This window comes from Vreelandella sp. 162(4c) (assembly GCF_058152265.1).
The window spans coordinates 2,945,119-2,967,754 of sequence record NZ_CM176981.1; the positions used below are offsets into that span (position 1 = coordinate 2,945,119).

A 22,636-nucleotide genomic window follows, 5' to 3' on the forward strand; every position below is an offset into this window, starting at 1 on the left:
TCTCCTAAGCCGTGGCCATTGCCGCCGTAGCGGGTCGATGGTAGATCAAATGGCGGCCGGGCCGTGCAAAGCCTGCCAGTAGCAGCCCCGATGCCTGGGCCTGCTCCACGGCCAGGGCGGTGGCCGCCGATACCGCCACCAGAGCACCAATGCCGACACTGGCACACTTGTGAACCATCTCGTAGCTGGCGCGGCTGGTGACCAGCGCGAACCCTTCGCCGAGGGGGCTGGCCTCGCGGGCGAGGGCTCCAATCAGTTTGTCCAGGGCGTTATGGCGACCCACATCCTCGCGCAGTTGTTTAATGTTCCCCCAAACATCGCACCAGGCGGCACCGTGGCTGGCGCCAGTGGCCGCCTGCAGCGGTTGGTGGGCGGACAGCTCCCGCAGGGAACGCTGGATGGCGGCATCACTCAACGGCGGCGCCATGACATGGGGAATCGGCCGTATGGCCTGCTCCAGGGCTTCGGTGCCGCATAGCCCGCAGCCAGTGCGTCCTGTCAGGCTTCGCCGCCGCTGTTTGAGCTCGGCCATTCGCTGGCTGGCAATAGTGAGATGAATGGTGAGGCCTTGAGGCTGTTCGTGGATGTCTAGATCGTAGCACTCGTCAACGTTTGCCAGGATACCTTCGGAAAGGCTGAAGCCCAGGGCAAACTCCTCAAGATTCGTCGGGCTGGCCATCATCACTGCGTGGGAGATGCCGTTGTAGACCAGTGCCACTGGCCTTTCCAATGCCAGTAGATCCTCCTGGGCATCGGCGTACCAGCCGTTGGTACCCCGGTGCACTTCCACCCGCTGGCGCATCAGGGCTGCCTGCGGTACTGACGCCGTGCCGTTCATAGGTGAGCTCATGGAACCTCCTGCTGGGCCTTGGCCAGGTAATCACGCTGGGCCAGGTCGAAGGCGCTAAAGCGTTGCTGCCAGGCTGACGGTTGGCTGACCTTCTCTACCTGCACTGCCGTGACTTTGTATTCCGGGCAGTTGGTGGCCCAGTCCGAGTTGTCCGTGGTGATGACGTTGGCGCCACTGCCGGGGTGGTGGAAAGTGGTGTAAACCACGCCTGGCTGCATACGTTCGCTGAGCCGGGCACGCAGCACCGTCTGGCCGGCACGGCTGGTGATACCCAGCCAGTCGCCGTCGCGGATGCCGCGCAGCTCGGCGTCAGAAGGGTGTAGCTCCAACACGTCCTCGTCGTGCCAGCGCTGGTTGTCGGTGCGCCGGGTCTGGGCGCCCACGTTGTACTGGCTAAGGATCCGGCCGGTGGTGAGCAGTAGCGGGAAGCGGCGGTTGGCCCGCTCCTCGGTGGCCACGTACTCGGTAATTGCAAAGCGTCCCAGCCCGATGGGGAACTCAACCTCGTGCATAGTCGGCATGCCCAGCGGGTACTCGGCGTTACAGGGCCACTGAAGACTGCCGCGCTCCTCCAGCTTGGCGTAACTGACGCCCGCGAAACTTGGCGTCAACTGGGCGATTTCGTCCATGATCTCGGAGGGATGGGTGTAATGCATCGGGTAGCCCAGCGCATTGGCCAGATCCTGGGTGATTTCCCAGTCTTCCTTGCCGGCCACCGGGGCTGCCACCTTGCGTACCCGGTTGATACGTCGCTCGGCGTTGGTGAAGGTGCCATTCTTCTCCAGAAAGCTTGAACCCGGCAGCAGTACGTGGGCGAACTTGGCCGTTTCATTGAGGAAGATATCCTGCACGATCAGGCAGTCCAGCGACGTGAGCGCCGCCTCGACGTGCTGAGTGTTGGGATCGGACTGGGCAATATCCTCGCCCTGAACATAAAGCGCCTTAAAGGTGCCTTCGATGGCAGCATCGAACATGTTGGGAATGCGCAGCCCCGGCTCGTCGTCCAGTTTCACGCCCCACACGGCCTCAAAGCGGCCGCGGGCGATAGGGTCAGCCACGTGCTGGTAGCCTGGCAGCTCGTGGGGGAAGGAGCCCATGTCACACGAACCTTGGACATTGTTTTGGCCACGCAGCGGGTTGACGCCCACGCCTTCGCGGCCAATGTTGCCGGTGGCTAAGGCCAGATTGGCAATGCCCATCACCATGGTCGAACCCTGGCTGTGTTCGGTGACGCCCAGCCCGTAGTAGATGGCACCGTTGCCTGCCATGGCGTAGGTTCGCGCGGCTTGGCGCACGGCCTCGGCGGGCACGCCGGTAATCGCCTCAGTGACCTCCGGGGAGTGGCGCGGTTCAGCAATAAACTCACGCCAGCTGTTATAGGCATCGGTGTCGCAGCGCTTGGCCACGAACGCCTTGTCTTCCAGACCTTCCGTCACCACCACGTGCCCCAGCGCGTTGACCAGCGCCACGTTGGTGCCCGGGCGCAGCGGCAGATGTTGGGCCTCGCTCATGTGAGGGGTCTTTAAAAGGTCGATACGGCGAGGATCGGCGACAATTAGTTTCGCCCCCTGGCGCAGGCGTTTGCGCATCAGCGAGCCAAACACCGGGTGGGCATCGGTGGGGTTGGCGCCGATCACGATAATGGCGTCCGCCTTCATCACCGAATCAAAGGTCTGGGTACCAGCGGATTCGCCCAGCGTGGTCTTCAGGCCGTAGCCGGTGGGCGAGTGGCAGACCCGTGCGCAGGTGTCGGTATTGTTGTTGCCGAAGGCGGCGCGGATCAGCTTCTGCACCAGATAGGTCTCTTCGTTGGTACAGCGCGACGAGGTGATGCCGCCGATGCTCTCGCGGCCGTGCTCGGCCTGAATCGCCTTGAGACGGGTTGCGGCAAAGCCAATCGCCTCTTCCCAGCTTACTTCGCGCCATGGCTGGTCGATGCTGTCGCGGATCATCGGTGTGGTCAGGCGATCCGGGTGTGTAGCGTAGCCGAAAGCAAAGCGCCCCTTCACGCAGGAGTGGCCGTGGTTAGCGTCGCCGCCCTTGTAGGGCACCATGCGAACCAACTGATCGCCCTTCATCTGGGCTTCGAAGGAGCAGCCCACCCCGCAGTAGGCGCAGGTGGTCACCACGCTTCTATCCGGCACGCCGTGATCGATCACGCTTTTTTCCATCAGCGTGGCCGTGGGGCAGGCCTGCACGCAGGCGCCACAGGAGACGCAGTCCGAGTCCATGAAGGCGTCGTTCTGGCCTGCTGATACTTTGGATTCGAACCCGCGGCCATCGATGGTTAGCGCGAAAGTGCCCTGGACTTCGTCGCAGGCGCGCACGCAGCGTGAACAGAGGATGCACTTGCTGGGATCGAAGGTGAAGTAGGGGTTGGATTCGTCCTTGACGGATTTCAGGTGGTTCTCGCCCTCAAAACCGTAGCGTACTTCGCGCAGGCCCACGCTACCGGCCATATCCTGCAGCTCGCAGTCACCATTGGCGGGGCAGGTCAGGCAGTCCAGCGGGTGGTCGGAGATGTACAGTTCCATCACGTTGCGACGCAGCTTGGCGAGCCGCTCGTTCTGGGTGGTCACCTTCATGCCCTGCGCCACCGGCGTGGTGCAAGAGGCGGGAAAGCCCCGACGCCCCTCTACCTGCACGGCGCACAGCCGACAGGAGCCAAAGGCTTCCAGGCTGTCGGTGGCGCACAGTTTGGGAATGTTGATATCCGCCAGAGCCGCCGCGCGCAGTACCGAGGTGCCTTCCGGCACATTGATTGTCACGCCGTCGATATCAAGGCTCACCGAGGCAGTGCCGACGGCCTGAGCAGGGAAGGGCGTGCCGAGGTCTTTGCTATGCCCGGCGTTGCTGGCATGCTGACTGGGGTCGAAGTGCTGAATCATGATCTGTCTCCGTTCGCCGCTCGCTGGAAATCCTCAGAAAAGTGTTTCAGCGCGCTCTGCACCGGGAAGGGGGTCATGCCGCCCATGGCGCAGAGCGAGCCGTCTACCATCGTTTCGCAAAGATCACTCAGCAGGGCGAGGTTGGCCTCGCGATTGTCGTTGGCGCGAATGCGATCGATCACCTCCACGCCACGGGTCGAGCCGATACGACAGGGCGTACACTTGCCGCAAGACTCCTCCTTGCAGAACTCCATGGAGAAACGCGCCTGCTCGGCCATATCGACGCTGTCATCGAACATCACCACGCCGCCGTGACCGACGCCTGCACCGACCTCGGCGAATGTTTCGTAATCCAGCGGCATATCCCACTGGCTTTCGGGCAGGTAGGCACACAGCGGGCCACCGACCTGCACGGCGCGCAGCGGTCGGCCGCTTGCCGTGCCGCCGCCGAACGCTTCCATCAGGGTGCGCAGGGTGGTACCAAACGCCAGCTCCACCAAGCCGCCGCGCTGAACGTTGCCCGCCAACTGAAGCGCCAGGGTGCCCCGGGAGCGGCCCATGCCATGGGACGCGTAGGCCTCGGCACCTTCGGCGAGGATAAACGGCACGGCGGCCAGCGAGAGTACGTTATTGACCACGGTAGGGCGGCCGAACAGGCCCTCGATGGCGGGCAGCGGCGGCTTGAAGCGCACCAGCCCGCGCTTGCCCTCCAGGCTTTCCAGAAGAGATGTCTCTTCGCCGCAAATGTACGCCCCGGCGCCCAGACGTACTTCCAGATGGAAGGCGCGGCCGCTGCCGCGGAGGTCGTCGCCGAGATACCCGGCCTGTTCGGCGCGGCGGATGGCCTCGTCGAGGATCTCTTTCGCTAGCGGATACTCGGAACGCAGGTAGATATAGCCTTGGGTGGCGCCCACCGCGAGGCCGGCAATCGCCATGCCCTCGATCAGCATGTAGGGGTCGCACTCCATCACCAGACGGTCGGCGAAGGTGCCGGAGTCGCCTTCATCGGCATTGCATACGATGTACTTCTGATCGGCTGGCGTATCGAGCACTGTCTGCCACTTGATGCCGGTGGGGAATGCCGCCCCGCCGCGTCCGCGAAGCCCCGAGGCTTTGACTTCCTCGACGATATCCTGGGGCTCGCGTTGCAGCGCAGCCTCCAAGCCGCAAAAACCGTTATGGGCGCGATAATCCTCAATCGATAACGGGTCAGTAATACCGATACGCGCGAAGGTCAGCCGCTGCTGGCGGGCGAGGTAGTCGATTTCTTCCGTGGGGCCCTGCGCCAGTGGGTGGCTGACGCTGCCTTCCAGCAGGCCGCTATCGAGCAGCGCGGTGACATCGCCGGGGGCTACCGGGCCATAGGCGAACCGGCCGATGGGAGTGTCGACTTCCACCAGCGGCTCAAGCCAGCTCAGCCCGCGGGAGCCATTGCGCACCAGCGTGATGGGTTTTCCGCGTGCAGCTGCCTCCCTCTCCAGTCGGCTGGCGATCGTATCGGCGCCCAGCGAAAGCGCGGTGGTATCGCGGGGTACATAAACGCGGATGCTCATCCCATCACCTCCAGCGGCCGGGTTTGTAGCTCATCTATCAATTCATCGAAGGCTTCCGGCGTGACGCGGCCGCGTACGCTGTCGTCTACGCGGATCGACGGGCCGCAGGCGCAGTTGCCCAGGCAGTACACGGCCTCGAGAGTAATTTCGCGATCCGCCGTGGTCTGGTGGTAATCGACCCCCAGACGCGCTTTGGCGTGGGCCTCGAGCTGGCGCGCCCCTACCGACTGGCAGGCCTCGGCGCGGCAGATCTGCACTACGTGGCGCCCCGGCGGCGTGGTGCGAAAGTGGTGGTAGAAGCTGATGACGCCGTGCACTTCGGCACGTGTCTGGTGCAGGGCATCGGCGATGATCGGCACCGCTGCCTCAGGAATAAAGCCGATGCGATCCTGAAGGGCGTGGAGGATCGGCAGTAGGGCACCGGGCTTGTGCTTCAGGGCGTCGACTTCGGCCTGAATCGCCTGCGGCGCCCACTCCTGGGGATGGTTCATGGTGCCTTCCTCACTACTGTTTATTATGTTGTAAATATGCACTATTTTTCATATTTAAAAAGACGTGCATCACGGTTGATCTAACGCTAGCATCAAGTTAATGACTGCAAAATATGAAATTTTTTGCCTATGAAACGAATCAAGGTAACGCCCACCTGGTGCTTTAGTGATGAAGATGGGCACCGTCTCGATACCAACCTTCTGCGCCTGCTGGGGGCGGTGCATCGTCATGGCAAGTTGACCCATGCTGCCGAAGAGGCGGGTATTTCCTACCGCCATGCGTGGAATTTACTGCGCCAGGGCGGAGAGTTTTTTGGTGTTTCCTTGGTAGAAATGGCGCGTGGGCGAGGGGCGCGGTTATCGCAGCTGGGTGAAAAGCTGCTATGGGCCGAACAACGCGCCACCGCTCGGTTAAGCCCGCAGCTTGATAGCCTGAGCTCAGAGCTTAACCTTGCCATCCAGCAGCACCAGGAAGGCGTGCACCCCGTACTGCGTCTCCACGCCAGCCACGGTTTTGCGATAGAGCTGCTGCCGCAGCATTTGGGGGATCTGCAGCTTGACCTGCAGTACTGCAGCCCTCTGGAAGCGTTGGCGGCGCTTAACCGCAATAGCTGCGATCTGGCGGGTTGCCATCTTCCCAGAGGCGCGGTGGGCGAGAGCATGCGGCGCAAATACCGCCGACTACTCAAGCCTCGCTATCATCGGCTGGTAGGTTTTATCGCTCGCCAACAGGGGCTAATGGTGGCGCCGGGTAACCCGTTGGGGATTGATGGCGTTGCAGCGCTGGCCGACAGGTCGGCCACGTTTATAAACCGGCAAGCGTCGTCGGGAACCCGGGAGCTGTTGGATGGCCTGCTGGCCGAGGCGGGTATTGCTGCATCCAAAGTGAACGGTTACGAGATTGAGGAGTACACCCACTCGGCGGTGGCGGCCTATGTAGCGGCGGGAATGGCGGATGCAGGCTTCGGTGTCGAGGCAGCTGCGCAGCGTTTTGGACTTGATTTTGTGCCGCTGGCCACCGAAGACTACTTGCTGGCCTGCCACAAACGCTCCCTGAAAGAGCCTAACTTTGACGACTTTTTGCAAGCGCTGCGCAGCGCTTCCTTCCAGGAGGCGGTGCAGCGCCTGCCGGGTTATAGCCCGAGCCAGTGTGGCTGCGTGATTGAGATCGCCAGCTTTTTATAAGGTCGTGCTGATTGGAAGAGTGCTAGAGGTAGCTACATCGGTTTAAGTATCATGAGTATCGTATTTAAACTATAGGCTCTCTCTGTAGCTAGAGAGGGCCTATATTTCAGCAATATCATTTAGTGGATTGCAGTTATTCTAAAAGGTAGTGACCCACAAAATGATGTTAGGAAATAGTGTAAATACGCCTATGGCGCCAAGTAAAATAAGCCAGTAAGGCAAGGAGGCCTTTGCAGCAGATGTTAAATTAACTTCATTTTTAGAAATGGATGATAGGACAAAGAGATTGAGTCCTACGGGCGGCGTTATCATACCGATCTCTATAAGTAGCGTGACAATAATACCGAACCAGATGGGGTCGAACCCTAAGCTTGTGATCATCGGGAAGGTGATGGGGAGAGTCATGAGAAGCAGTGATATGCCATCAAAGAAACAACCTAGCACGATATAGACGATGACGATCATCAGCAGTATGCCATATGGGCCTAGCCCAAAGTTGCCAATCGTTTCGACTGCAGTACGAGGAATGCCTAGTAGGCTGACGGCTTGAGAAAGGATCACTGTACCAATCAAAATCATACCGATAGCGGTAAACATGATCGAGGCGTGCTTAAACGCCTGCCATAGTCTTTTGAAGGTTAAATCACCCCATGTTAAACCTAAAACGATACTGGCCACTACGCCCAAAGCCGCCGACTCCGTAGGCGTCGCGATCCCCAGGTAAATAGTTCCCAGCACGAAGAAAATAAGTACGGGAAGAGGCCATATCTCCTTGAGTCCAGTTATTACGTGCTTGAAGGTCACTTTCTCTTTAAACGTAGGGGTTACTGGCTCGCCAATTTTAGAGCGGATCATGATCCATGTGGAAAAGGCGGCAGCAATGAGCAAGCCTGGCAGCATACCAGCGATAAAGAGCTGGCCGATAGAGACGTTTTGAGTTGCTCCGTAGATGATCAATGCCAAGCTGGGGGGAATGAGAAGCCCAAGGGTGCCCCCTGCAGCTAACGTACCCACCACTACACTTGGCTTATACCCACGTTTTGTCAGTTCAGGATAGCCAACTGCGCCTATGGCGGCTGCGGTAGAGGTGCTTGACCCGCTAACCGCACCAAACAGCGTGCAAACGGCAATGTTGGTATGGAGTAATTGCCCTGGAACACGCGCGAACAGAGGGGTTAGGCCGTTATAGACGCGTTTTGACACGCCGCTTGCGAGAAGTATTTCACCTAAAAATATGAATAGAGGAACTGCGCTCAGCGTAAAATCCGTTAGCATGTTCCAAGCTGCGTTAATCGCCAAGGGGGTGGCGCCGTTAGCTTGAAAGTGAAGCAGGAGTAGACCCGTAAGCCCCAGCGCCGCCCCTAGGATTGCGCCACTGGTTAAAAATAGAACTAGCGCCCCGCTCAAGAGTAACCAGCTCATATCGCATCCTCCGCTGAGGCAGTGTCTGTCGTGGGCTGTTTAAAACCATGGCTGAGCTGAATCAAGATGCACAGCATCATGGAAAAAGGCATGATTGCCATCCACGGCCATAAGAGAATGCTACTGATATCCGTACGCGAATTGAGCGAGAACGAGAAGTTCATGAAATTCCAGGACTCAAAGGCGAAGATGGCGCAGAACGTGAGTAATACGACGACGCCAATAAAGTCCATTATCCTCGCGATCCCTGCTGGCATCAGGTTGACGAGTATCTCTATGCGTATGTGGCGGCCCTTATTGAGCACATAAGGTAGACAAAGGAAGGTCAATGTTAAGAACAGCAGCCCCGCCAGCTCATCGGAAAAACGCAAAGGATGACCACCCAGATAGCGCATCAAGGTGCTGACGAATATCAGTGCCGTCATTGCGATACCGCTCATAACGCCCAATAGAAAGAAGGCATAGGCGGTATGGTTCAGTACAGTGTTGATTTTTCTCATCATCACGACTAGCTCCAAAAAGAAAGAGCCAATAGGTATTGGCTCTCGATTGGCTTATGTACCCATTACTCTTCGGAGATCGCTTGAGTGACTGTCTCGTAGTAGCGTGTGCCGTCCTCGCCTGCGTTTTCCGCCATGGCTTGCCACGCCTGCCAAGCGGCGTCTACAAAGGTTTCGACGTCATCATCTGAGAAGTCGGGAAGCATGGTGATTCCCAATTCTTTACGCTCTTGACGCGCCTGCGCTTCGCGCTCTGGATTAACAGCAGTGGCGCGGGTCTCGTTCCAAATCTCTTCACCGGCTTCTTCCAGAGCCTGACGTTGGTTGTCGTTGAGGCGGGATAGCGCTTGTTTACTGATACCAAAGAGCCATGGGGAGGCTGCCCAAGGGTGTAAGTAAGACTCGTACTCGGTGACTTCTTGAAGCGAAACGGTGGGGGCCACGGTAGATAAGTAATAGGCACAATCTACAACGCCTGTTTGAAGTGCCATATACATATCGTTTTGCGGAATGACTTGAGCTGAAATGCCCAATAATTCAAAAGTATCCACAAGGTGTCTAGACCAGACGCGGACTTTTTTATCCTCTAGGTCTGCCAAGGAGTGTACCGGCTCTTTGCAGTGCAAACCTACATCGAAAATAGGAGCAACGACGCCACCAACGATTTGAATATCCCACTCTGAGAAGCCGTCTTCATAGAGTTCCCTGATTACATCAAGAATTTCGTCATGTTGGGAAGATTCCGTAATGGCGCCCTGAGCATATACAGATGCCAAGGCAGGCGCATCACGTGTGTAATATTCACCATACAGTAGTGCCATATCGACCATGCCCTGCTGCAATACTCTCAGCATGTCAGCTTCTTTAAGACCTAAGGCGCCTGCATGGTAGACTTCGATGTCAAGCTCGCCATCTGACTTTTCACTCACTAAGCTAGCGAATCTGTTGATCTGCTCTGCTTCAGGGCGAGATTGTGAAAGCCCGCTATGGAATTTCAACGAGATGTTCTCTGCCTGGACACTCCCGATGGTTGTTAAGGACAAAAGAGTTGCAGCGCCCAGAGTAACTTTTTTGCTTTTAGGATTATTCATAAGTTTATTTCTCAGAGGACAGGGGATGGATTTTCATCTTGAATCAGTTACGACTTTCGAAAAGGTATTTTTTGCGACACTAAGGGCCTAAATAGCGACATTTGATGAACTTTTAAAAAGTACGTGGCGATGGGTATGTTTTTGTTATCTGACGAAGTAAGGCGAGAGGAAGATTCGCGCCGCGGGACGCTAGAGGCTAAGGTTGTGTTAGTAGTAGGCTCATGAGTGAAAATGAAAAAGCCATCTCTACCCAGTGCGATATCGAAAAGTTCAGTGAAAGCCGACTGATGTAATGCTCGATTGGCTAGTACGGCTGAAATTCGTACTTTTACTATAAGGTATTTAAATAATTTAACTATTTTTTACTTTTTAACCAGCCATGTAGGGTTCGTGTAAATTGTTCAACTTGACACAAGGTTGGGCAGGTTTTACATGGTTGGGTTTGAGATCTTGTGGTATTGGTGAATTCTAATTATCCTGATTTTATTGGTTTATTTTTCCATGGCGTGATTTTTGCTTAACAATAACTATGATTCAAAAAATTGAGGCTCATCATGAAGGATAAATTCTCAAGTATATTGAAAAATAAAAACATGGCTTACATTCCTTCGGCTGACTCTTTAGAGAAGCCTAAAATAAAAAAAAGAGTAGCTTTTATACTGCTAGAGAATTTTTCAATGATGGCTTTCACTGGCGCTGTGGATGCACTCGTTACAACGAATTTAATGAAGTCTACTACGGTGTATGAAGTATTGGTGGTGGGTAGCGAGGCATCTGCAACGGTTTCTGACTTAGGTATTGAGGTGGCAGCGGATTATTCGTTAGACCAGTTCGATGCTACAAGCCTCAAAATTGATGTGTTGATTGTATGCGGTGGTCTGCGTGTACTTCCTAAAACAACCCTCCTACTGCGCAGCAAACTGAGACATGCTGACAACAAAGACATCATACTAGGAGGATTATGGAACGGTGCTTACTTCCTTGCAGAGGCAGGATTGTTGAGTGGCTACCAATGTGCCTATCATCCTGATGGCCGCGCGATGATGGCAGAGCAGTTCTGGGATGTATCGGTATCTAGCCGTAGCTTTATTGTGGACCGTAATCGTATCAGTTGTGCTGGGGCGAGTAGCTCATTGAGCATGATGCTTGAAGTAGTCAGAACTGATTGTGGCAATGAGGTGGTCAGCGCAGTTGAAGAGATGCTTAGCTGTGATAAAGGTTTGGACTCTCCAGATATTTCAACGATAGGTGTCGATCAAAACCTCACTCTGCCAGAAAAATTGAAAATATCACTGCAGTTGATGAAAAATAATATTGAAGAGCCTTTATCCATATCCGAAATAGCTAATTGGGTTAATATTTCGAGGCGCCAGTTAGAACGTATGTTTGGGCATTACGTTAATGCTAGCCCTTCTCGATACTATATGGAACTTCGTCTAACGCGTGCGCGCCAGCTCCTTCAGCAAACTAACAAGCCCGTTGCCGAAGTGGCAGTTGCCACCGGTTTTGTGAGTATCTCTCATTTTCGCAGCTGTTTTTTCCAGCTCTTTGAAGTAACACCGGGACAGTTTCGAAAGTCGTGCCAAGCTGGCGAACATTCGATGTGAACTTCTTATTTGAATTCACGATGAATGCACTGAGGCTAGATAAGCGCCACCTTAAAAAGAGAGCCAATAAGGCTCTCTTTAAAAAGTGCAAACGCTGACTTAACCACCCGACCAACCCAACATAATCGGCACGTAAACCACTAACAGCAGCACCCCGACCAGCCCCAGCAGGTAAGGGATGATCGCGCGGGTAATGCGCTCCAGCGGTAGCTGGGTGATCGATGAGGCCACATAGAGGTTGATCGCCACCGGTGGGGTAATCATGCCGATCGAGAGCCCCACCACGATAATCAAACCAAAGTGGATCGGATCAATTCCCAACTGCAGCACCAGCGGTAGCAGCACCGGGGTGAGGATAATCAGTGCACTGGCGGTTTCGATAAACACCCCAGTGAGCAGAATGATCCCCACGATCAGCAGCATAATCACGTAAGGGTTGGTAGACAGCGACAGCACGGCCTGGGCAATCGCCCCCGGCACTTGCCAGCTAGACAGCGTCCAGCTCAGCACCGCCGACATGGCAATCACCAGCATAATCACCGCGGTGGTCATCGCTGAACGGATCAGCAGCTTATAAATCTGGGGCAGGTTAAGGTCACGATACACAAACAGCGATACCAGCATGGCGTAGTTCACTGCCACCACGGCGGCTTCTGAAGGCGTGAAGATGCCCGAGAAGATACCCCCCAGGATAATCACCGGCGTCATCAAGCCCCAGCTGGCGTCTTTAAAGGTCGTCCAGATGGTTGCCAGCGAGAGCGGTGTGCCTTTGGGGTATTGGCGTTTATAGGCTTGAGCAATGGCAATCGCCATTAACCCTAAACCCATCGCCAGACCCGGTAAAAAACCGTTTAGAAACAGCTTAGAGACCGACTGCTGGGCGATCACTGCGTAGATGATCATCGGCACCGAGGGCGGAATCACCACCCCGATGGTGCCGCTGGCGGCGATCAAGCTGGCTGCTGAGGCCGGGTCATAGCCTTTGCGTTTTAGCTCAGGCACCAGGCTGGAACCCACCGCTGCGGTGGTCGCGGCGCCAGAGCCGGAGATTGCCGCAAAGAACATGCCCGCCATCACCGAGACCACCGACAGCCCGCCGCGCATAAAGCCGACTAATGAATCAGCAAAGCTGACCAGCTTTTCGCTCACCTTACCCTGGGCCATTAAATCCCCAGCGAGGATAAACATCGGGATCGCCACCAGGGCAAAGGAGTTGATGCCCTGGAACATCTGCTGGGTCACCACCATCAGCGGCACGCCGGATTGATAGAGCGCATACAGCGTGCTGGCACCAATGGCAAAGGCAATCGGCACGCCCAGCAGCATAAACAGGAAGAACAGCCCAAACAGCAGCAGCGTCATAGCGACTCCTCCTGGGGCTGGGAGGTTTCACCGTTAATCAGCAGCTCGATGATATCGACCAGCGCATACCAGGCCATAATCGCCGCACAGATCGGCATCACCGCGTAGACGTAGGTCATCGAAAGCCGCAGCGAGGCGGATTTCTGAAAGCTCTGTACCTGCATATAGCGGTAGCCGATCACGATCAGCGTGATCATAAACGCCAGCACTACCAGCAGGGCGGCAAGCCGTGCGATTTGGCGCAGGCGGCCGGGCAGGGCATCCACCACAAAGGTCACGGCAATATGCCGCCCGCGCTGAAACGCCAAGGTGCCGGCTAAGAAGGTGATCCACACCAGCAGAAAGCGGGCGACCTCTTCAGTCCAGCCGACGGCGGTGAATAGCACACGAGAGACGATCTGCAGGGTAATCACCCCAATCAGCGCCGCCATGCCCGCAAAGACCACGGGCTGTAGAATGGCGTCCAGAAAGCGTTCAGTACGCTGTAGCAACATTACCAATGGGTGCGTGTGAGTGGGCACTTACTTCACTTCCTCCTGGATGCGTTGCAGATAGTCGCCGAACTGATCACCATACTTTTCATACACCGGGGCAACGGCTTCCTGAAATGCGGCGATATCGGGCGACTCATTAATTTCCATACCTGCCTCAGCTAATTCGGCTAACTGCTCGGCTTCCATGATGGCATTTTGTTCTCTGGCATAGCTAGAAGCTTCGCTGGCGGCGTCAAGCACGATCTCCTGAACCTCCTCTTGAAGGCCGTTCCAGGCGGGTAAGCTCATAATAAAAATCGCTGGCGCATAGATATGCCGTGTCATGGTGAGGTAGTCCTGGGTTTCCGCCAGGTTAAAGGCATGGATGGCGTTAACCGGGTTTTCCTGACCATCAATCGTGCCTTGTTGCAGGGCGGTCAGCGCTTCTGTCCACGCCATGGGCACGGCATTGGCGCCGAGTTCCCGGAACGTATCCACATAGACCTCGTTCTCGATGACGCGCAGTGTCAGGCCTTCGAGATCCTGGGGCGCATTAATCGCGTGCTGGCTATTGGTGATATTGCGAAAACCGCGCTCAGCAAACGCCAGCCCTTTAAGGTTCACATTCTCTAATTTACCCAGTATCTCCTGGCCGATCTCACCATCCAGCACCGAGTAGGCTGATTCTGCAGAAGGGAAGAGGAAAGGCAGCTCAAACACTGAGAACTCATCAACGAAGTTGGCCACTGGCCCGTTGGTGATCACGCCCATATCGACAGTGCCGATCTGCATGCCTTCCAGAATGGTGCGCTCGTCTCCCAGAGAAGCGTTGGGGAATATCTCTACGGAGACCGCACCGTCGGTCTGTTCGCTGACTAACTGCTGAAACCGCTCGGCGGCGATATGGTAAGTATCTTCTGTATTTACCACGGTCGCTAAGCGCAGGTTGGTAGGCGTTATTTCCTCGGCGTGGGCCATGAGCGGTAAGCCAAGCAGGCCAGCGCATAGCAATGTCAAGTTTAACTGTTTGAATTTACTTGTATAACAGGATGCGGCGTGAGCGGTGAAGCGGGCGTTGTGATTCACATTATCTCCTAGTGGTGGCTGTTCTTATTGTCTTATTGGGCTTCATCTATATCACATCGAACTAACAGGGCAAATTACTTATTTTCATTCCACTATTCGCGATAATAATCCAAAAAATCTTTATAGATCTGGGGCTTGAGAGTGGTGATAGTTAGCGCTAGCCTGCAAACATTACGATTGATTAAATGCCTTGGAAGGCAATTGTAAGGCTTAGTCGATGGCTAAGTCTTGCTACCCATGGCAACGCCAGCTAAAACAGGAATAACCAATGGATAAGTTGCTTAACGACCTAGTAGCGGTAGTCGGCCCAGAAGGCGTGCTGCTCGGTGAAGATGTCTCCCAGCGTAGCGTCGACTGGTTTACCGGGGCGCCCTGTCGTGCCAAAGCCATTGTAAGGCCCCGCAACACCGAACAGCTTAGCAAAGTCATGGCCTTATGCTATCAGGCCGACCAGCTGGTGGTGACCCATGGCGGCATGACCGGCATTGTGCACGGTGGGGAAGCCAGCCCTGAGGAACTGGTGGTTTCCTTGGAACTGATGAACCAGATCGAAGAGATCGACCTGGTCGGCTCTACGATTCAGGTTCAGGCCGGGGTGACGCTCCAGCGTGTACAAGAAACCGCGGCGGAGATCGATATGCAGTTTCCGCTCGATCTTGGCGCCCGGGGCTCGTGCACCATTGGCGGCAATATTGCCACCAATGCAGGCGGCATACGGGTCATTCGCTACGGCATGATGCGCCAGCAAGTGCTGGGGCTGGAAGCCGTACTCAGCGACGGCACCGTGGTCAGCTCGTTGAACAAAATGCTCAAGAATAATGCTGGCTACGACCTCAAACAGCTATTTATCGGTAGCGAAGGCACGCTGGGTATCGTCACTCGCGCAGTGCTCCGGCTGCAGCCGCATATGCCCAGCGAGCAAACCGCGCTGGTCGCGGTGCCCTCTTTCGATGCCTTGACCCAGCTGTTACGCAAGGTCTCCCAAGAGCTCGCCAATAGCCTTAGCGCCTTCGAGGCATTGTGGAATAGCCACTACAAACTGGTGACCACCGAGAGTGGTAAGCACGCGCCCCCGTTGGCCGACGACTCGCCTTTCTACGCGATCATCGAAACCCTAGGGCTAGATGATGCCCAGGATGCGGAGCATTTCTCCGAGATTCTGCAAAAGGCGATGGAAGACGGCTTGATCACCGATGCCGTGCTAGCCAGTTCCGGTGCCCAGCGCCAGGGCATCTGGGCGATCCGAGAGGATATCGAAGTGCTGGTGCACCAGCTGAAGCCGATGTTCTCCTATGATATCAGCCTGCCGATTCCGCATATGGACGCGTACGTTGATACCCTGGAGCAAAACCTCAAGGCGCAGTTTCCGCAAACAGGTAAAATGATCGTGTTCGGCCATCTTGGCGATGGCAACCTGCACATCATGATCACGGTGCGCGACGACAGCTCGCAAAGCCGCCGCCAAGTGGAGCATTTGGTTTACTCGCCTCTAAAAGAGTACGGCGGCTCGATCTCTGCCGAGCACGGCATTGGTCTCGAAAAACGCGATTACCTCAGTATTTCCCGCTCCAGCGAGGAGATCGCTTTAATGAAGCGCATGAAACTCGCTCTGGATCCCAAGCTACTGTTGAATCGTGGCAAAGTCGTGGCGGTGGAGTGAGTTTGGCGGTTTGATTAAGGGTCGCCCAGGGCGGAGGGGGCTGGTGTCATCAGCTCCCGGGTTAATTGCCGCAACCAGTGTATGCCAGAATCGTGATCCTTCCTTTCATCCCAGCACAGGCAGACTTTGAACGCCGGTACGTCCAGGGGCAGAGCGTAGAACTTCAAGCTATTGTTGCGGCAAATGACCCTGGCCGCACTCTCTGTCACCACGCAGAGCAGTGCTGTGGACACCAATATTTCCTGCAGCGGATTGATGTAGGGCGTTTTGGCGACGATTTTCCGCTCTAACCCCAACTCTCTCAGTTTTTCATTAATTAACAGCGGGCTGTCTTCACGATGGGACAAAGCGACCTGGGGGGAGTTTAGAAAAGCCTCAAGGGTAATGGCGCTGCTCTCGCCATGAAATGTCGCATCGCCCACACAGCCAATCACATCGTCAAACAAGTATTCATGATGAGAGGTGAGCGGCAAGGTTTCGAACTGCACCACTGCCAGGTCGATATCGTGCTCTTGAAGGACTTGTTGGGCGCCTTCTGCACTTGCGATGCGCGTGGAGAGCATGTTGAAACACAAATCTGGCGCGTGTTCCAAGCAGTGCTGGATAAGCTTGGGTTGCAGCTGTTGGCTGACATAGTCCACCAAACTGACACGAAACTCCCGCTTTGATGTGGCAGGCGAAAACTCGTTATTGCTGTGAACTGCCTGATCAAGGTAGAACAGCCCTTTGGCTACGGCGGCATCCATCTGCCGGGCAAGCGGGGTCGGTTGCATGCCGTCCAGCGTCTTAATGAAAAGCGGGTCGTCCATTAACAGGCGGAGCTTTTTCAGCGAGTGGCTGACCGCCGGTTGCGTCAGGCAGAGCGCTTGTGCGGTGAGCGTCAAACTCCTTTTCCAATACAGCGTGTGAAAAACCAATAGTAAATTGAGATTTATCTTATTGAGCCTGTTCGCCAGCTTCGTATGGGTGGTGTCAGCCATCAGGCGTGTCTCTTGGTTGGAAGGGCCGTCCCGGCGCGGGAACAGCCCTCAGCCACTGCTGTAAAAGCACTGTATCTAATGTCGGGCTGCCTCGATGGGAAGCGAATTACTTGAGCGCTTCCTGGATGCGCGGCAGGTAATCACCGAACTGTTCGCCGTACTTCTCATACACCGGCGCAACGGCAGATTGGAAGGCTTCCATATCTGGATCGTCGTTGATCTCCATGCCCGCATCGCGCAGGGCCTGCAGCTGTTCGCTTTCCATTTCTGCGTTCACCTGGCGCTCATGCTCCGCTGCTTCCTGTGCCGCTGCTAGCAGTACCTCTTGGGCGTTTTCAGGCAGTTGGTTCCAGGCGGGCATACCCATCACAAAAATCGCCGGGGCGTAGGTGTGGCGGGAGAGGGTCATGTAGTTCTGGGTTTCATCCAGGTTGAACGAGTGAATCACGTTTACCGGGTTCTCCTGACCGTCGATGGTGCCTTGCTGCATGGCGGTGAGCGCTTCAGTCCACGCCATGGGAATCGCGTTGGCGCCTAGCTCGCGGAAGGTGTCGGTGTAGACCGGGTTTTCCATCACGCGGATGCGCAGGCCGTCCAGATCTTCCGGCGAGTTTACGGCGCGCTCGCTGTTGGTCAGGTTGCGGAAACCGCGTTCGGCGTAGGCCATGCCTTTCAGGTTCACCTCAGAAAGCTTATCGAGCAGTTCCTGGCCAATCGGGCCATCGAGTACTTCGTAAGCGGCTTCCGGGGAGGGGAACAGGAACGGCAGTTCGAATACCGCCATCTCTTCGACAAAGTTGGCTACCGGCCCGTTGGTGATCACGCCCATATCCACGGTGCCGATCTGCATGCCTTCCAGCAGCGTGCGTTCGTCACCCAAGGTGGCGTTGGGGTAAATTTCGATATCTACCTTGCCGTCGGTGCGCTCTTCCACCAGCTCTTCAAATTTGGTGGCGGCAATGTGGAAACCATCCTGCTCATTGACCACGTGGGCCAGGCGCAGGGTGACGGGATCCATATCAGCAAAATCAGCGGCGTTCGCGGCGCTTACCAGCGCCAGTGAGACGCCCAGTGCCAGCGTGCTACGTGCAAATGTTTTCATATTATTGTGTTCCCAGTGGACTAAGGTGCAGAAGTGCTCCCAAAGCATGCACCACACCAGGGAAAACGGTCAATTGACTAAAGGTACTCAAGCGCCATACGGCTGGACACAGCGCCCCTGCACAGTTACGATACGCACCCACAAGCGCCCGTAGCTCAGTTGGATAGAGTATCGGCCTCCGAAGCCGAGGGTCGCAGGTTCAAATCCTGCCGGGCGCGCCAAATTGTAAAAGGGGCCTACGAAATCGTGGGCCTCTTTTTTTGGCTGGTATCGGCCAAAAAAGTATTTTAAGAATTTTTGATATAGCGCCGCGCCGACATTTGCGGCTGGTTTGGCGCGCAGCGGAAAACCAAGTCCGACAATATGCGTTTGCTATATACAGCATAGAGCGGGTATAGAGATTCCTTTGATCAGAGTCGTCCAGAAATTGGGACTCACAATTTTCACGTTATCTCAATTCTCCACTTCTTCTTCCTCTGCACTATCTTTTGCTACGCTTTCATAATGCAAGTCTGTTAATTCAGAAGTGAGATAATCATCCATTAGAACCTTAATAAATAGATCCTGTGAAACCTTAGTGTCCAAGACGATTTTGTCTTCAGTGCCATTAAATCGAATTTTTCCTTTCAATTTTGGAAAGCTCTTACAAAAACTGATAATGCTTTCATTGGGGATGTTCTTTTTAATGACGGGAGATGCTTTAGCAATTTTAGTAAGGCGGCGTGCGTACTTTACATCTTCCAATAACTCGTGAAGTACCTCTGGATTCTGTACTAGTTGCATTTTTTCTACAGCCGTGACGCCTAAAGCGGCTTCACGCTTAATTACTTCGTGGAAGCCAAAGCTTTTTTCGATCGCAGTCAGATCAATCACTAACAGTTGCCCATCAATACGTAATAATTGAAATCCAGAACTAATACGGAGAAACTCGTCCTCAATTTTCTCCATTCGATGCCTTGCTTTTTTCAGAAAAAAGCTTTTACGACCAAAAATATTAATTGGAGCCATCGTTTTGTAGAGAACCATTTGTCCGACGTTATTTCCTATTTCTATCAAGAGCGCCTTAATGTTTGACAAGCTCGATTCCTGTAGATTAAGTAAAGGTAAATCATCTTGCTGAAGGACACCTTCCATTGCCAGTAGCTCTTCCGGCAATTCAATATCGTAGAGATAAATAGCATCCACTCGTTCATCGGAAGTAGATAAGTTTAGAACAGATAGGTCTTCCTTCTCCGTAATAGAATCTTTCAAGCTCTGTATGAATAGAGCCTTCAACCCCTGCATCGCTTCTGATTCAATATCTACCTTTTGAGGGCCAGATTCCTCTTGATCTTTTAAAACAGTATAGACAGATACTCCTATATCGTCATATTCGTCATAAAATTTTTGTAATGCGGTCTTCAGCTCATCCCCAGTCATTCCTCACCCCTTTTTAGCATAGTAGATTCTATCATCTAGCTTTATATAAGAAACTTTATCTCCAGCAATAAATTTACTTCGACAAATCAAAATTATTCCTTTTCTAGATCCTGTTTTAAATTCACCGTCAACTCGATAGATGTGAAAGCCCATTAATGCAAGAGATGGGTTCGCGTAAAACAAATCCGTTTTTATATAAATAATGCCCATCACTATCAAAAGAAGTGCAAGCACGACCATTTGTCGACCACTACTGAAATCAAAGCTAATTAGTGGTACCACGTACGTTGCCAGAAAAGTTAGATGTTCGTAATTTATACTCTCTATTTTTTTTATTTCAAAGGGAATGTCTGTCGCTCCCTTAAGGTCGAAATCGAACCTCTTGTAAGAAAAAAAACAGTAAATCAACAGAGTAGATGAAATTAATGGTATGGGGTTTTCGCTTAATAATACTTTCCAGTGAGACCATTCTTTTATTGAAAATTGCTGCACGGGGATTTTAATCGTAATGATAATGAAGAAGATAAATAGCAACCCAAGTGAAAGGATGCTTGGCCGCAGAAATTGAGTGCAACACCTGAGCATTTCGCTAAGGTGTTGTCCCATGTCTTACCTCGAACTCAGCATTGAAGAACGTGCCAGCATCCAAGTGGGTCAAGCCCAAGGGATGAGCCTTCGGCATATTGCCCAGCTCTTAGGGCGAGCTCCTTCAACCATCTCTCGTGAAATACGCCGTAACCAAATAGCCCAGAACGGTTACTGTGCCCGGCACGCTCAACGTCAGCGAGAAAAGCGTCGAGCTGCCTGTCGCCCGACACAGAAGCTTGTGCCGGGCACGGAGCGTTTTGACCTCATCGTTTATATGTTGCGACAACGCTTGTCTCCTGAACAAATTAGCGGCAAGCTCAAAATGATGAAACTACCTGATTTGCGCGATGCCTACGTCTGCCGAGAAACCATCTACACGGCCATTTATGCCTTGCCTGTTGGCCACCTTCGCAAGGAACTGATTCACTGCTTGCGACAAGGTAAAACCACACGCAAGCCTCGCCGTGGCGAAGTGGATCGACGTGGACAGATCCCTGACATGGTCAGCATTCACTTACGTCCGCCCGAGGTCAGTAAGCGTGAAATGCCCGGCCACTGGGAGGGCGATCTGATTAAAGGTAAGAATAACGCGTCTGCGGTAGGCACCTTGGTAGAACTTAGTAGTGGCTATCTGATACTCGCAAAAATGGATGACGCCACCGCCACATCCGCCGTCGCAGGCTTTAGTGCTGCCCTGAACCGAATGCCGACCACCGCTCGAAAAAGCATGACTTATGATCAGGGGCGTGAAATGGCACACCATGCAAAAATTACTCAAGAAACCGGTGTTGCGATTTACTTTTGCGATCCCCATAGCCCCTGGCAGCGGGGGGCCAATGAGAATATCAATGGCCTAATCCGTCAATATTTACCGAAAGGAACGGATCTTTCAGTGCATAGCCAGGAAGAGCTAGACGCCATTGCCTTTGAGCTAAATATGCGACCTCGAAAACGCTTTGGGTTTAAATGTCCGATAGAAGTGATGAGCGAGCTGATGACCAAGTACCATGAAAGCCCATCAACCATCCAGTGAGTGTGTTGCACTCAGAGTCTGCATCCGCCCCTTTATTAGCGGCGTTTTGCACGCTGGACAGTGTTCTGGACTACTGGATTGCAGCTGAACAACTGCGTCGTATAAATTCTTGAATGACACCTCCTGACTTGCAGTCGCCAGCTCTTGCTGCTTCAATTCCAACTCACTGAGACCGGTTTTTATGGAGCTACCTAGTGTCTGTAATGCGTTAATGGTTAAGTTATTCTTGCTTTCTGGAGGCTGTTGTAACTCTGTTTCTAACTGCTGAATTGCTCCGGGATTCTTACCGTCACCTTTTAACTCAATGAGTATTTGATTAAAGGTTGCATCGTTACGGTACCGATTGGCTAAGTTTTGCTCCTCAATATTTAGCTTTTGTAACTCTGCATTGTTTGTCGATATCTGCTGTTGCGCACCAGAAAGTGCCTGCCTTTTTTGCGCTAACTGAGCTGCTTTAACACCAGTAATATCAATATATTTGCCATCAATATCCGAAGTAAAATTGCGCACAAATTCATTGAAAGAGTCTAAACCAAATAATGTTGAGATAAGTTCAGTTTGCTTAGCTGGCGCCTGTGCGGCAATTCTAGAAAAGCTATCGATGCGATTTTTTTCAATGAAACAAAATCGAAATAATGCCTCATTTGCGTCGATTTCAACCTCATCGCCTTGCTCGCTTAAACCTGTAACGACTGGTGTCGAAAAACGATTAATATGTGCGTTTTTTAGGTAATCACCTTGATCTCGAAAGCGCTTACTTTCTGCTTCAGCCACATTACCAAGAAGGCCATATTCAAGAGCTTCGCAAAAGCTAGATTTACCGGTGCCATTTGGTCCATATATAAGAACCAAACGGCTTTCTAAATCAAAAACTTCTTGCCTAGAAAAACCACGAAAGGGTCCCACGGTCATACTTTTGATCTGGGTAATGGGAGAAGTTTTCTCGACGGCCAGCTCCGGTAACGACTGAATCTCTGAGCTTAAGGTATCCCAGTTAGCCTGTGCCAAGGCAACCATTTTCTTAACCCGCTGGCCTTGATAGGTTCCTAGGGCAGCAAGATCTTCAAGATTTGCCAGCACAAGGTTAGCTAGCTTGCGCACTCCCGGAATAACTTCGTCTGAATTAAGAGTTCGCAAAAAGCGTAGATATTCAGACTTAATCATAATGCTTCCTTATAATTTAGGTTCAATCCCCTTAACTTTTGGCGCCTGTCGTCAAAGGTTTATCATGCTATCCAGTGGATTATAGACTCGTTCTGGGTATGTCTCTGCGGTGATCCTATGTTAAGTAACATGGATAGCTAGTCGGTCATATCCTGTTCTGAGAGTGAATTTTTGTTGATCAC

General features: G+C 53.6%; 19 protein-coding genes and 1 tRNA gene. 5 read left to right on the forward strand and 15 right to left on the reverse strand.

Annotation, left to right across the window (positions count from 1 at the left end; genetic code table 11):
• Positions 1 to 4 precede the first annotated feature (4 nt).
• From fdhD to AC4EYZ_RS13650, 4 genes are read right to left on the reverse strand one after another with little or no spacing between them, the layout of a single operon-like run.
• Positions 5 to 850, reverse strand: a complete 846-nt coding sequence (fdhD, locus tag AC4EYZ_RS13635; protein ID WP_490203822.1) for a formate dehydrogenase accessory sulfurtransferase FdhD — start codon at positions 848 to 850, stop codon at positions 5 to 7.
• Entirely contained in the window at positions 847 to 3,738 is a 2,892-nt protein-coding gene (fdhF, locus tag AC4EYZ_RS13640) for a formate dehydrogenase subunit alpha (RefSeq protein WP_490203823.1), read from the reverse strand. Before fdhF ends, fdhD begins: the two co-directional genes overlap by 4 nt.
• Positions 3,735 to 5,291, reverse strand: coding sequence for a formate dehydrogenase beta subunit (locus AC4EYZ_RS13645; RefSeq protein WP_474193077.1), 1,557 nt, complete (start codon positions 5,289 to 5,291; stop codon positions 3,735 to 3,737). The genes fdhF and AC4EYZ_RS13645 overlap by 4 nt, the downstream gene beginning before the upstream one ends.
• On the reverse strand, positions 5,288 to 5,782 hold the full coding sequence (locus AC4EYZ_RS13650) for a formate dehydrogenase subunit gamma (protein WP_474193076.1): 495 nt from the start codon (positions 5,780 to 5,782) through the stop codon (positions 5,288 to 5,290). The genes AC4EYZ_RS13645 and AC4EYZ_RS13650 overlap by 4 nt, the downstream gene beginning before the upstream one ends.
• Positions 5,783 to 5,911: 129 nt before the next feature.
• Here AC4EYZ_RS13650 and AC4EYZ_RS13655 point away from each other — a divergent pair, with 129 nt between their 5' ends.
• Positions 5,912 to 6,967: a substrate-binding domain-containing protein gene (locus AC4EYZ_RS13655; protein WP_490203824.1), complete on the forward strand. Its 1,056-nt coding sequence runs from the start codon at positions 5,912 to 5,914 to the stop codon at positions 6,965 to 6,967.
• 138 nt (positions 6,968 to 7,105) lie between these two features.
• On the opposite strand, the gene AC4EYZ_RS13660 is transcribed toward AC4EYZ_RS13655, so the two are convergent.
• The 3 genes from AC4EYZ_RS13660 to dctP form a co-directional block, all read right to left on the reverse strand.
• Positions 7,106 to 8,389 carry a TRAP transporter large permease gene (locus tag AC4EYZ_RS13660; protein WP_474192676.1) on the reverse strand — a complete coding sequence of 428 codons (1,284 nt, stop codon included), beginning with the start codon at positions 8,387 to 8,389 and terminating at the stop codon, positions 7,106 to 7,108.
• On the reverse strand, positions 8,386 to 8,892 hold the full coding sequence (locus tag AC4EYZ_RS13665) for a TRAP transporter small permease (RefSeq protein ID WP_027957883.1): 507 nt from the start codon (positions 8,890 to 8,892) through the stop codon (positions 8,386 to 8,388). The genes AC4EYZ_RS13660 and AC4EYZ_RS13665 overlap by 4 nt, the downstream gene beginning before the upstream one ends.
• 62 nt (positions 8,893 to 8,954) lie before the next feature.
• Positions 8,955 to 9,980: a TRAP transporter substrate-binding protein DctP gene (dctP, locus tag AC4EYZ_RS13670; protein WP_474192675.1), complete on the reverse strand. Its 1,026-nt coding sequence runs from the start codon at positions 9,978 to 9,980 to the stop codon at positions 8,955 to 8,957.
• A 554-nt stretch (positions 9,981 to 10,534) separates the two neighbouring features.
• On the opposite strand from dctP, the gene AC4EYZ_RS13675 reads away from it, so the two are divergent.
• Positions 10,535 to 11,587 (forward strand): GlxA family transcriptional regulator, encoded by a 1,053-nt coding sequence (locus tag AC4EYZ_RS13675; protein ID WP_474192674.1) that lies wholly within the window; start codon positions 10,535 to 10,537, stop codon positions 11,585 to 11,587.
• Positions 11,588 to 11,686: 99 nt separating this feature from the next.
• On the opposite strand, the gene AC4EYZ_RS13680 is transcribed toward AC4EYZ_RS13675, so the two are convergent.
• Genes AC4EYZ_RS13680 through AC4EYZ_RS13690 form a run of 3 tightly spaced genes read right to left on the reverse strand, consistent with a single transcriptional unit; the run spans position 11,687 to position 14,508 of the window.
• Positions 11,687 to 12,949, reverse strand: a complete 1,263-nt coding sequence (locus tag AC4EYZ_RS13680; RefSeq protein ID WP_490203825.1) for a TRAP transporter large permease — start codon at positions 12,947 to 12,949, stop codon at positions 11,687 to 11,689.
• Positions 12,946 to 13,443: a TRAP transporter small permease gene (locus AC4EYZ_RS13685; protein WP_035539296.1), complete on the reverse strand. Its 498-nt coding sequence runs from the start codon at positions 13,441 to 13,443 to the stop codon at positions 12,946 to 12,948. The genes AC4EYZ_RS13680 and AC4EYZ_RS13685 overlap by 4 nt, the downstream gene beginning before the upstream one ends.
• Positions 13,444 to 13,470: 27 nt before the next feature.
• Entirely contained in the window at positions 13,471 to 14,508 is a 1,038-nt protein-coding gene (locus AC4EYZ_RS13690; protein ID WP_400669513.1) for a TRAP transporter substrate-binding protein, read from the reverse strand.
• Between the two features lie 268 nt (positions 14,509 to 14,776).
• On the opposite strand from AC4EYZ_RS13690, the gene AC4EYZ_RS13695 reads away from it, so the two are divergent.
• Entirely contained in the window at positions 14,777 to 16,168 is a 1,392-nt protein-coding gene (locus AC4EYZ_RS13695; RefSeq protein ID WP_490203826.1) for an FAD-binding oxidoreductase, read from the forward strand.
• A gap of 14 nt (positions 16,169 to 16,182) precedes the next feature.
• On the opposite strand, the gene AC4EYZ_RS13700 is transcribed toward AC4EYZ_RS13695, so the two are convergent.
• Both AC4EYZ_RS13700 and AC4EYZ_RS13705 read right to left on the reverse strand, forming a co-directional pair.
• Entirely contained in the window at positions 16,183 to 17,148 is a 966-nt protein-coding gene (locus tag AC4EYZ_RS13700) for a LysR family transcriptional regulator (protein ID WP_474191731.1), read from the reverse strand.
• 106 nt (positions 17,149 to 17,254) lie between these two features.
• Positions 17,255 to 18,250, reverse strand: a complete 996-nt coding sequence (locus AC4EYZ_RS13705) for a TRAP transporter substrate-binding protein (RefSeq protein ID WP_342570123.1) — start codon at positions 18,248 to 18,250, stop codon at positions 17,255 to 17,257.
• 144 nt (positions 18,251 to 18,394) lie between these two features.
• Between AC4EYZ_RS13705 and AC4EYZ_RS13710 the strand changes: the two genes are divergently transcribed.
• Positions 18,395 to 18,471 (forward strand) — tRNA-Arg (locus tag AC4EYZ_RS13710).
• Positions 18,472 to 18,703: 232 nt separating this feature from the next.
• On the opposite strand, the gene kwaB is transcribed toward AC4EYZ_RS13710, so the two are convergent.
• Both kwaB and kwaA read right to left on the reverse strand, forming a co-directional pair.
• Complete coding sequence (kwaB, locus tag AC4EYZ_RS13715) at positions 18,704 to 19,669, reverse strand: anti-phage protein KwaB (RefSeq protein ID WP_230804972.1); 966 nt, start codon at positions 19,667 to 19,669, stop codon at positions 18,704 to 18,706.
• Between the two features lie 3 nt (positions 19,670 to 19,672).
• Positions 19,673 to 20,275 carry an anti-phage protein KwaA gene (kwaA, locus tag AC4EYZ_RS13720; protein ID WP_490203827.1) on the reverse strand — a complete coding sequence of 201 codons (603 nt, stop codon included), beginning with the start codon at positions 20,273 to 20,275 and terminating at the stop codon, positions 19,673 to 19,675.
• On the opposite strand from kwaA, the gene AC4EYZ_RS13725 reads away from it, so the two are divergent.
• On the forward strand, positions 20,274 to 21,290 hold the full coding sequence (locus tag AC4EYZ_RS13725) for an IS30 family transposase (RefSeq protein ID WP_317998401.1): 1,017 nt from the start codon (positions 20,274 to 20,276) through the stop codon (positions 21,288 to 21,290). The two genes, kwaA and AC4EYZ_RS13725, sit on opposite strands and share 2 nt — an antisense overlap.
• On the opposite strand, the gene AC4EYZ_RS13730 is transcribed toward AC4EYZ_RS13725, so the two are convergent.
• A complete protein-coding gene (locus AC4EYZ_RS13730; RefSeq protein WP_474192452.1) occupies positions 21,276 to 22,454 on the reverse strand; it encodes an AAA family ATPase in 1,179 nt (392 codons plus the stop codon). The two genes, AC4EYZ_RS13725 and AC4EYZ_RS13730, sit on opposite strands and share 15 nt — an antisense overlap.
• Positions 22,455 to 22,636: the final 182 nt, after the last annotated feature.

What these genes read in the sequence shown, in the direction of transcription:
- fdhD (WP_490203822.1), bottom strand. Translation starts at nt 850, where the DNA reads ATGAGCTCACCTATGAACGGCACGGCGTCAGTACCGCAGGCAGCCCTG.
- fdhF (WP_490203823.1), bottom strand. Translation starts at nt 3,738, where the DNA reads ATGATTCAGCACTTCGACCCCAGTCAGCATGCCAGCAACGCCGGGCAT.
- AC4EYZ_RS13645 (WP_474193077.1), bottom strand. Translation starts at nt 5,291, where the DNA reads ATGAGCATCCGCGTTTATGTACCCCGCGATACCACCGCGCTTTCGCTG.
- AC4EYZ_RS13650 (WP_474193076.1), bottom strand. Translation starts at nt 5,782, where the DNA reads ATGAACCATCCCCAGGAGTGGGCGCCGCAGGCGATTCAGGCCGAAGTC.
- AC4EYZ_RS13655 (WP_490203824.1), top strand. Translation starts at nt 5,912, where the DNA reads ATGAAACGAATCAAGGTAACGCCCACCTGGTGCTTTAGTGATGAAGAT.
- AC4EYZ_RS13660 (WP_474192676.1), bottom strand. Translation starts at nt 8,389, where the DNA reads ATGAGCTGGTTACTCTTGAGCGGGGCGCTAGTTCTATTTTTAACCAGT.
- AC4EYZ_RS13665 (WP_027957883.1), bottom strand. Translation starts at nt 8,892, where the DNA reads ATGATGAGAAAAATCAACACTGTACTGAACCATACCGCCTATGCCTTC.
- dctP (WP_474192675.1), bottom strand. Translation starts at nt 9,980, where the DNA reads ATGAATAATCCTAAAAGCAAAAAAGTTACTCTGGGCGCTGCAACTCTT.
- AC4EYZ_RS13675 (WP_474192674.1), top strand. Translation starts at nt 10,535, where the DNA reads ATGAAGGATAAATTCTCAAGTATATTGAAAAATAAAAACATGGCTTAC.
- AC4EYZ_RS13680 (WP_490203825.1), bottom strand. Translation starts at nt 12,949, where the DNA reads ATGACGCTGCTGCTGTTTGGGCTGTTCTTCCTGTTTATGCTGCTGGGC.
- AC4EYZ_RS13685 (WP_035539296.1), bottom strand. Translation starts at nt 13,443, where the DNA reads ATGTTGCTACAGCGTACTGAACGCTTTCTGGACGCCATTCTACAGCCC.
- AC4EYZ_RS13695 (WP_490203826.1), top strand. Translation starts at nt 14,777, where the DNA reads ATGGATAAGTTGCTTAACGACCTAGTAGCGGTAGTCGGCCCAGAAGGC.
- AC4EYZ_RS13700 (WP_474191731.1), bottom strand. Translation starts at nt 17,148, where the DNA reads ATGGCTGACACCACCCATACGAAGCTGGCGAACAGGCTCAATAAGATA.
- AC4EYZ_RS13705 (WP_342570123.1), bottom strand. Translation starts at nt 18,250, where the DNA reads ATGAAAACATTTGCACGTAGCACGCTGGCACTGGGCGTCTCACTGGCG.
- kwaB (WP_230804972.1), bottom strand. Translation starts at nt 19,669, where the DNA reads ATGACTGGGGATGAGCTGAAGACCGCATTACAAAAATTTTATGACGAA.
- AC4EYZ_RS13725 (WP_317998401.1), top strand. Translation starts at nt 20,274, where the DNA reads ATGTCTTACCTCGAACTCAGCATTGAAGAACGTGCCAGCATCCAAGTG.
- kwaA (WP_490203827.1), bottom strand. Translation starts at nt 20,275, where the DNA reads ATGGGACAACACCTTAGCGAAATGCTCAGGTGTTGCACTCAATTTCTG.
- AC4EYZ_RS13730 (WP_474192452.1), bottom strand. Translation starts at nt 22,454, where the DNA reads ATGATTAAGTCTGAATATCTACGCTTTTTGCGAACTCTTAATTCAGAC.